Genomic DNA, 9,648 nt, shown 5'->3' with positions numbered 1-9,648 from the left:
GAGGTTCGTCTTCCGCCCCCCCCCCCGGGGCCGGCGGGGGGGCCGGTGCGCCACGGCCGCGCCGCGGGCCGGCCGGGGCGCGGCCCTGTCACGTCCTGCGGAGTACGTCGTCCGTTATGCGGATCGACTGTCCTCCTGAAAGGACGTATTCGGCCAACTTCTCGCCACGTACATGACATCAACCCATGAGTAGTGGCACTCTTCCCCCGGTCGGCACGAACGCGCCCGCGCCGGTGCACCTCCGCGCGCTGTCGCGCCCGGCCGCAGCTCCGCACGTCCCACCCGCACGGCTTGCACGGCTAGTTCCGCCCGGGCAGCACACCCTGTCTGCCCGGCTGTCCCCGGCCGCCAACCGCGGCCGACGCAGTAGGAGTCCGAGTGAGACGATCCCCCCGCAAGGCAGTCGCGGCCACAAGCCTGGTCGCCACCGCCGCTTTTCTCGCCGTCGGCATACCGTCGACCACCGCCACGGCGAAGCCCGCCCCCCACACGGGCCAGGTCCGCGCCGGAGCGCTCGAGGCCAGGCTCACCCCCGCCCAGCACACGTCGCTGATCAAGAGCGCGAGCGCCCGGACGGCCGTGACGGCCGAGTCCCTGGGCCTGGGCAGCAAGGAGAAGCTGGTCGTCCGGGACGTCGTCAAGGACGTGGACGGCACCCTGCACACCCGCTACGAGCGCACCTACGCCGGGCTCCCCGTGCTCGGCGGTGACCTCGTGGTGCACACGCCCGCCACCGGCGCCGGCACGCTGGGCACCACGTTCAACACGAACAAGACGATCACGGTGGCCTCGACGACGCCGAAGGTCGCCGAGTCCACCGCGACCGGCGCCGCCGTCCAGGCCGCCAAGGCCCTGGACGCCAAGGCGCCCGCCGCGGACAGCGCCCGCAAGGTGATCTGGGCCGGGCAGGGCACTCCGAAGCTCGCCTGGGAGACCGTGGTCGGCGGTCTGCAGGACGACGGCACGCCGAGCCGGCTGCACGTCGTCACCGACGCCGTGACCGGCAAGGAGCTGTACCGGTTCCAGGACGTCAAGACCGGTACCGGCAACACCCAGTACAGCGGATCGGTCACGCTCGGCACCACGCTGTCGGGCTCGACGTACCAGCTGACCGACAACACCCGCGGCGGCCACAAGACGTACAACCTCAACCGGGGCACGTCCGGCACCGGCACGCTGTTCACCGACGCCGACGACGTCTGGGGCGACGGGACGGGCTCCAACACCCAGACCGCGGCCGCCGACGCCGCCTACGGCGCCCAGGAGACCTGGGACTTCTACAAGAACACCTTCGGCCGCAGCGGCATCCGCAACGACGGTGTCGCGGCGTACTCGCGGGTGCACTACAGCAGCGGCTACGTCAACGCGTTCTGGGACGACAGCTGCTTCTGCATGACCTACGGCGACGGCTCGGGCAACACCCACGCCCTGACCTCGCTGGACGTCGCGGGCCACGAGATGAGCCACGGCGTCACGTCCAACACCGCGGGCCTCAACTACACCGGTGAGTCCGGCGGGTTGAACGAGGCGACCTCCGACATCTTCGGAACGGGCGTCGAGTTCTACGCCAACAACAGCAACGACGTCGGCGACTACCTCATCGGCGAGAAGATCAACATCAACGGCAACGGCACCCCGCTGCGCTACCAGGACAAGCCGTCCCGCGACGGCACGTCGCCCGACAGCTGGTACTCCGGCGTCGGCAACCTGGACGTGCACTACTCCTCGGGCCCGGCGAACCACATGTTCTACCTGCTCTCCGAGGGCAGCGGCGCCAAGGTCATCAACGGGGTCAGCTACAACAGCCCGACCGCCGACGGCATCGCCGTCGCCGGCATCGGCCGCGCCGCCGCGCTGCAGATCTGGTACAAGGCGCTGACCACGTACATGACGAGCAGCACCAACTACGCGGGCGCCCGCACCGCCGCCCTCAACGCCGCCTCCGCGCTGTACGGCGCCTCCTCGGCCCAGTACGCGGGCGTGCAGAACGCCTTCGCGGGCATCGCCGTCGGCAGCCACGCGCCCGTCTCGGGCGTGACGGTCACCAACCCGGGCAACCAGGCCAGCGGCGTCGGCACCGCCGTCAGCCTGCAGATCCAGGCCGGCAGCACCAACAGCGGCGCGCTGAGCTACGCGGCGAGCGGCCTGCCGTCCGGCCTGTCGATCAACAGCTCCACCGGTCTGATCTCCGGCACCCCGACCACCGCGGGCACCTACAACACCACGGTCACGGTCACCGACTCCGCCGCGAAGACCGGCACCGCCTCGTTCACCTGGACCGTCTCCACCGGTGGCGGCACCTGCACCTCGGCCCAGCTGCTCGGCAACGCGGGCTTCGAGTCCGGCAGCGCCTCCTGGACCGCCAGCAGCGGTGTGATCACCAACGACAGCGGCCAGGCCGCCCACGGCGGCACGTACAAGGGCTGGCTGGACGGGTACGGCTCGACCCACACCGACACGCTGTCCCAGTCGGTGACGATCCCGGCCGGCTGCAAGGCGACCTTCACCTTCTGGCTGCACATCGACTCGGCCGAGACGACCACCAGCACCCAGTACGACAAGCTGACCGTCACGGCGGGATCGACCACGCTGGCCACCTACTCCAACCTCAACAAGGCGACGGGCTACACCCAGAAGTCGTTCAGCCTGAACGGCTTCGCCGGCTCCACCGTCAGCCTGAAGTTCACCGGCACCGAGGACTCCTCGCTGCAGACGAGCTTCGTGGTGGACGACACGGCCGTCACCACCTCCAACTGACCCCGGCGGGGTGACGTGAACGCCGGGCCCCGGCCGTCCTCGACGGCCGGGGCCCGGTCATGTGCGGGGGCAGGGTGTGCGGATCAGCGCAGCACGCCCGCCGTCATGCCCGCGGTCTCCGCGGGCACCGCGATCAGCCCCAGCTCGGCGGCCGAGGCGAGCAGCCGGTGGGTGGGCAGCACCCGCACGGTGTAGCCGAAGGGCCCGGTGCGGTCCAGCGCCAGCGGCCCCTCGTACAGCCAGCGGCCCTCCAGGTCGGGCCGGCCGCCCGGCTTGAGGGAGACCACCGAGGGGTCGGCGATGCGGTCGGAGTCGTCGACCCGGCCGGAGACCACCTGGACGTCGACATCGCCCGGTTCCAGGTCGCCGAGGGCGACCTGCACCCGCAGGGTGAGCGTCGTCCCGAGCTCCGGCGAACCGCCGACCGCGGCGCCGGTCTCCACGTGGTCCACCGCGATCCGCGGCCACTGCTCCCGCACCCGCCGCTTCCACCCGGCCAGTTCGGCCGCCTCGCCGCCGGCGGCGAGGCGGTGCGCGGCGGCGGCCGGGGCGTACAGCCGCTGGACGTACTCGCGCACCATGCGGCCGGCCAGCACCTTGGGCCCCAGGGTGGTGAGGGTGTGCCGGACCATCTCGATCCAGCGGGCCGGCAGCCCCTGCGTGCCGTGGTCGTAGAAGCGCGGGGCGACCTGGTTCTCGATCAGGTCGTACAGCGCGGCCGCCTCGATGTCGTCGCGCCGGTCCGGGTCGCCCTGGGCGCCGAAGCCGTCGGCGGTGGGGATGGCCCAGCCGTTGTTGCCGTCGAACCACTCCTCCCACCACCCGTCGAGGACGGAGAGATTGAGGCCGCCGTTCAGCGCGGACTTCATCCCGGAGGTGCCGCAGGCCTCCAGCGGGCGCAGCGGATTGTTCAGCCAGACGTCGCAGCCGTGGTACAGATGCTGTGCCATGGCCATGTCGTAGTCGGGCAGGAAGACGATCCGGTGACGTACCCGGGGGTCGTCCGCGAAGCGTACGAGCTCCTGGACCAGACGCTTGCCGCTGTCGTCGGCCGGGTGGGCCTTGCCCGCGACCACGATCTGGATCGGCCGGGTGGGGTGGAGCAGCAGGTCCATCAGCCGGTCCTGGTCGCGCAGCATGAGCGTGAGCCGCTTGTACGAGGGCACCCGGCGCGCGAAGCCGATGGTGAGCACATCGGGGTCGAGCACGTCGTCGGCCCAGCCCAGCTCGGCCGAGCCGGCGCCGCGCTGCCGCCAGGACGCGCGCACCCGGCGGCGCACCTCCCACACCAGCTGGTCGCGCAGCTCGCGGCGGAGCTCCCAGATGGCCGCGTCGGGGATGGCGCCGACGCTCTCCCAGGTGTCGGCCAGGCCGACCGTCATCGCGTCCTCTGCGATCTGCGAGCCGGCCTGCTTGGCACCGAGCCGGAACACCTCGGGCGCCACCCAGGTCGGGGCGTGCACACCGTTGGTCACGGAGGTGATCGGCACCTCCTCCGGGTCGAAGCCCGGCCACAGCCCGGCGAACATCTCCCGGCTGACCTGGCCGTGCAGGGTGGAGACGCCGTTGGCGCGCTGGGCGAGCCGCAGGCCCATCACCGCCATGTTGAAGACGTTGGGGTCGCCCCCGGAGTACGTCTCCATGCCCAGCTCCAGCACCCGCTGCACGTCCACGCCGTGCAGTTCGCCGTCGTCGCCGAGGTGACGGGCGACCAGCTCGCGGTCGAAGCGGTCGATGCCCGCGGGCACCGGGGTGTGCGTGGTGAAGACGGTCCCGGACCGGACCGCCTCCAGCGCGGAGTCGAAGTCCGTCCCGGCGTCCTCGGCCGTGAGCTCGCGGATGCGCTCCAGGCCGAGGAAGCCGGCGTGCCCCTCGTTGGTGTGGAAGACCTCGGGCGCGGGGTGGCCGGTCAGGGCGCAGTACGTGCGCACCGCGCGGACGCCGCCGATGCCGAGCAGCATCTCCTGGAGCAGCCGGTGCTCGCTGCCGCCGCCGTAGAGCCGGTCGGTGACGTCGCGTTCGCTGGGGTTGTTCTCCTCGACGTCGGAGTCCAGGAGCAGCAGCGGCACCCGGCCGACCCTGGCCAGCCAGACGTGCGCGCGCAGGCTGCGGCCGCCGGGCAGGTCGAGCACGATCAGCACGGGGCTGCCGCCCTCGTCGCGCAGCAGGGACAGCGGCAGCTCGTTCGGGTCGAGCACCGGGTAGTGCTCCTGCTGCCAGCCGTCGCGGGACAGGGACTGCCGGAAGTAGCCGTGCCGGTAGAGCAGGCCGACGCCGATCAGGGGGACGCCGAGGTCGCTGGCGGCCTTGAGGTGGTCGCCGGCCAGGATGCCCAGGCCGCCGGAGTACTGCGGCAGCGCGGCGGTGATGCCGAATTCGGGCGAGAAGTAGGCGATGGCGGAGGGGAGTTCCCCGGTGCCGGCGGCACCCTGGTACCAGCGGGGGTTGGCGAGGTAGTCGTGGAGGTCCTCGACGGCGGTACCGAGCCGGCGCAGGAAGCGGCGGTCCCTGGCGAGCGCGTTCAGCCGGTCCTTGGAGACGGCGCCGAGCAGGCGCACCGGGTCGCCGGCCGCCGCCCGCCAGCCCTCGGGGTCGACCGCCTGGAACAGCTCGCGGGTCTCGGGGTGCCAGGACCAGCGCAGATTCTGCGCGAGCTCCCCGAGCGGACGTAGTGGTTCGGGCAGGACAGTTCGCACGGTGAATCGACGAATAGCCTTCACTCTTCGACGGTAGCGGCATCCTCCGGCCCGGTGGTGGCAACCGGCGTCCGGATGCACTCCGCGCCGGTGCACGCCGGGGGCGCACCACCAGGGGGCGCGGACGCGCGGCGGCGACGGCGCCGGGACCGCTCCCCGTCCCCCCGGCGCCACCCGCCCGCGCCCCCTGGGCAACCGCTCACAGCCGTCGACAATCGGCCAATACCACGGCGTCCATGGGGCCGGCCGTCTTTCCGGAGGCTTTGCAAGCTACGCGCCAGTACCCCTTTTCGACGGGCATTCGGGCGGCATCCAATGGGCAGGCTCACCCTTGCGCGAAGCGGCGCCACTTCTCCTCCTCACACCCCAACGCACATCCGCCCACCCGAGTGAACGCGGACAGGAGCGGTCATGCCCCCAGGCAGCCAACCGAAGGAGCAGATAAAAAGAGTGCACGTCACCCGCCCGGCCACCAGCTCGAACAGGTGAGGCGCAATGATCGGTCGTATCCCCGTCCTGGACGTCCGCCCGCTGGTCGACTGCGGCCGCCGCCCCGCCAAGGCGGTGACCGGCGAGACCTTCCAGGTGACGGCGACGGTATTCCGTGAAGGACATGACGCGGTCGGGGCCAATGTGGTCCTGAAGGACCCCTCGGGCCGCACCGGCCCCTGGACCCCGATGCGCGAACTCGCCCCCGGCACCGACCGGTGGGGCGCCGAAGTGACCCCGACCGCCGAGGGCCGCTGGACGTACACGGTGGAGGCCTGGAGTGATCCGGTGGCCACCTGGCGGCACCACGCGGGAATCAAGATCCCCGCCGGCATCGACACCGAACTGGTCCTCGCCGAGGGCGCCGCACTGCACGAGCGCGCCGCGGCCAAGGTCCCCAAGAAGGACGGCCGGGCCGTCGTGCTCGCCGCCGTCGACGCGCTGCGCGACGAGAGCCGGCCCCCCGCGGCCCGGCACGCCGCGGTACTGGCCCCCGACGTGGTGGCCGTCCTGGACCGCCACCCGCTGCGCGAGCTGATCAGCGCCTCGCGCCCGGCGGCGCTCCAGGTGGAGCGGCAACGGGCGTTGTTCGGCTCCTGGTACGAGATGTTCCCCCGCTCCGAGGGCGCGGTGGTGGACCCGTCCGGGAAGCACCCCCCGCGGTCCGGCACCTTCCGCACCGCGGCCGACCGGCTGCCGGCGATCGCCGCCATGGGCTTCGACGTGGTCTATCTGCCCCCCATTCACCCGATCGGGTCGGCCTTCCGGAAGGGGCCGGACAACTCCCTGACGGCGGGTCCGCACGACGTCGGCTCGCCCTGGGCGATCGGCTCCCCCGAGGGCGGCCACGACGCGGTCCACCCGGACCTCGGCACCCTGGAGGACTTCGACTTCTTCGTCGAGCGGGCCAGGGAACTGCGGCTGGAAATCGCCCTGGACTTCGCCCTGCAGTGCTCCCCCGAGCATCCATGGGTGGAGAAGTACCCGGAGTGGTTCACCCACCGGCCGGACGGCTCGATCGCGTACGCGGAGAACCCGCCGAAGAAGTACCAGGACATCTACCCGATCGCCTTCGACTCCGACATGGCCGGGCTGGTGCGGGAGACCGAACGGGTGCTGCGGCACTGGATGGACCACGGGGTGCGCATCTTCCGGGTGGACAACCCGCACACCAAGCCGGTGGTCTTCTGGGAGAAGGTCATCGCGCACATCAACCGCACCGACCCCGACGTCATCTTCCTGGCCGAGGCGTTCACCCGCCCGGCGATGATGCACGCACTGGGCCGGATCGGCTTCCAGCAGTCGTACACGTACTTCACCTGGCGTAATGAGAAGCAGGAACTGGTCGACTATCTGACGGAGCTCAGTGGGGACGCGGCGAGCTACATGCGCCCGAACTTCTTCGTCAACACCCCCGACATCCTGCATGCGTATCTGCAACAGGGGGGACGCGCGGCGTTCGAGGTGCGCGCGGTGCTGGCGGCGACCCTTTCGCCCACATGGGGGGTGTACGCCGGATACGAGCTCTGCGAGAACGTGCCGGTGCGCGAGGGCAGTGAAGAGTACCTACACTCGGAGAAGTACGAGCTGAGGCCCCGTGACTGGGCGGCAGCCGAGGCCGAGGGCCGTTCCCTCGCGCCGCTGCTCACCGCGCTCAACCGGCTGCGGCGCCGCCACCCCGCGCTCCAGCAGCTGCGAGATCTGCGCTTCCACCACGTGAACAACGACGCGGTGCTGGCGTACTCGAAGCGCTCGGGCGACGGCGGTGGCGGTGGCGGTGATGTCGTACTGGTGGTCGTCAACCTGGACCCGCACCACACCCAGGAGGCGACCGTCTCGTTGAACATGCCGGAACTCGGCCTCGCATGGCACGAGTCCACCCCGGTGCGCGACGAGCTCACCGGCGAGACCTACCACTGGGGCAGGAACAACTATGTGCGCCTCGAGCCGGGCCGCGTGCCCGCGCACATCTTCACCCTGCGACCTACTCCATCGACAGGAGGGTCACCCACTTGATCGTCAACGAACCCGTACCTGACACGTTCGAAGACACCCCGGCCAAAGACCGGGATCCCGATTGGTTCAAACGGGCCGTCTTCTACGAGGTACTCGTACGGTCATTCCAGGACAGCAACGGCGACGGGGTCGGCGACCTCAAGGGGCTCACCGCCAAGCTGGACTATTTGCAGTGGCTGGGCGTCGACTGCCTGTGGCTGCCGCCGTTCTTCGCGTCACCGCTGCGTGACGGCGGCTACGACGTCTCCGACTACACGGCGGTACTACCGGAGTTCGGCGACCTGGCCGACTTCGTGGAGTTCGTGGACGCCGCGCACCAGCGCGGGATGCGGGTGATCATCGACTTCGTCGTGAACCACACCAGCGACCAGCACGAGTGGTTCCAGCAGTCCCGCAGCGATCCCGACGGACCCTACGGCGACTACTACGTCTGGGCGGACGACGACAAGCAGTACCCGGAAGCCCGGATCATCTTCGTCGACACCGAGAGCTCCAACTGGACGTTCGACCCGGTGCGCAAGCAGTACTACTGGCACCGCTTCTTCTCCCACCAGCCGGATCTCAACTACGAGAACCCGAAGGTCCAGGAGGAGATCCTCGCCGCCCTGCGCTTCTGGCTCGACCTCGGCATCGACGGGTTCCGGCTGGACGCGGTGCCGTACCTCTACCAGGAGGAGGGCACCAACTGCGAGAACCTGCCGCGCACCCACGGCTTCCTGAGGATGGTCCGCGAGGAGATCGACGCCCACTACCCGGACACGGTGCTGCTCGCCGAGGCCAACCAGTGGCCCGAGGACGTCGTCGACTACTTCGGCGACTACGCCAAGGGCGGCGACGAGTGCCACATGGCGTTCCACTTCCCGGTCATGCCGCGCATCTTCATGGCGGTGCGCCGGGAGTCGCGCTACCCGGTCTCGGAGATCCTGGCCAAGACCCCGGCCATCCCCAAGAACTGCCAGTGGGGCATCTTCCTGCGCAACCACGACGAGCTGACACTCGAAATGGTGACGGACGAAGAGCGCGACTACATGTACGCGGAGTACGCCAAGGACCCGCGCATGCGGGCCAACATCGGCATCCGGCGCCGGCTCTCCCCGCTGCTGGAGAACGACCGCAACCAGATCGAGCTCTTCACCGCGCTGCTGCTCTCCCTGCCCGGCTCGCCGATCCTCTACTACGGCGACGAGATCGGCATGGGCGACAACATCTGGCTCGGTGACCGCGACGCGGTGCGCACCCCGATGCAGTGGACGCCGGACCGCAACGCCGGCTTCTCCTCGTGCGATCCGGGACGGCTCTACCTGCCGACCATCATGGACCCGGTCTACGGCTACCAAGTCACCAATGTCGAGGCGCAGATGAGCTCCCCGAGCTCGCTGCTGCACTGGACCCGCCGGATGGTCGAGATCCGCAAGCAGAACCATGCCTTCGGACTCGGCTCGTACACCGAGCTGCCGTCCAGCAACCCGGCCGTCCTCGCCTTCCTGCGCGAGGCACCCTCGATGGACGGGAAGGGCGACGACCTCGTCCTGTGCGTGAACAACTTCTCGCGCTTCGCCCAGCCCACCGAGCTCGATCTGCGGTCCTTCACCGGCCGTCACCCGGTCGAGCTCATCGGTGGGGTCCGCTTCCCGGCCATCGGGGAGCTGCCCTACCTGCTCACTCTCGCCGGTCACGGCTTCTACTGGTT

Annotated in this window: 4 protein-coding genes; 3 read left to right on the top strand and 1 reads right to left on the bottom strand. The window is 70.3% G+C overall.

The genetic code is table 11. From position 1 onward, the window contains the following. Nucleotides 1-378 precede the first annotated feature (378 nt). Complete coding sequence (locus ACFWVC_RS38140) at nucleotides 379-2,757, top strand: M4 family metallopeptidase (RefSeq protein ID WP_384299201.1); 2,379 nt, start codon at nucleotides 379-381, stop codon at nucleotides 2,755-2,757. A gap of 83 nt (nucleotides 2,758-2,840) precedes the next feature. On the opposite strand, the gene glgP is transcribed toward ACFWVC_RS38140, so the two are convergent. After that, on the bottom strand, nucleotides 2,841-5,477 hold the full coding sequence (gene glgP, locus ACFWVC_RS38135; protein ID WP_384299196.1) for an alpha-glucan family phosphorylase: 2,637 nt from the start codon (nucleotides 5,475-5,477) through the stop codon (nucleotides 2,841-2,843). A gap of 471 nt (nucleotides 5,478-5,948) precedes the next feature. Between glgP and ACFWVC_RS38130 the strand changes: the two genes are divergently transcribed. After that, entirely contained in the window at nucleotides 5,949-7,958 is a 2,010-nt protein-coding gene (locus ACFWVC_RS38130; RefSeq protein WP_384299189.1) for an alpha-1,4-glucan--maltose-1-phosphate maltosyltransferase, read from the top strand. Beyond that, nucleotides 7,955-9,648: maltose alpha-D-glucosyltransferase (treS, locus tag ACFWVC_RS38125; protein WP_384299183.1), on the top strand; the 1,694-nt coding region annotated here is incomplete at its 3' end. The genes ACFWVC_RS38130 and treS, both read left to right, overlap by 4 nt.

The organism is Streptomyces sp. NPDC058691, assembly GCF_042714775.1.
In the GTDB taxonomy this organism is placed as follows: domain Bacteria; phylum Actinomycetota; class Actinomycetes; order Streptomycetales; family Streptomycetaceae; genus Actinacidiphila.
Note: the sequence above shows the minus strand (reverse complement) of the source record. Positions and strands in the feature narration are given on the sequence as shown.

Coding starts and splice junctions, on each gene's coding strand:
- ACFWVC_RS38130 (WP_384299189.1), top strand. CDS start 5,949: ATGATCGGTCGTATCCCCGTCCTGGACGTCCGCCCGCTGGTCGACTGC.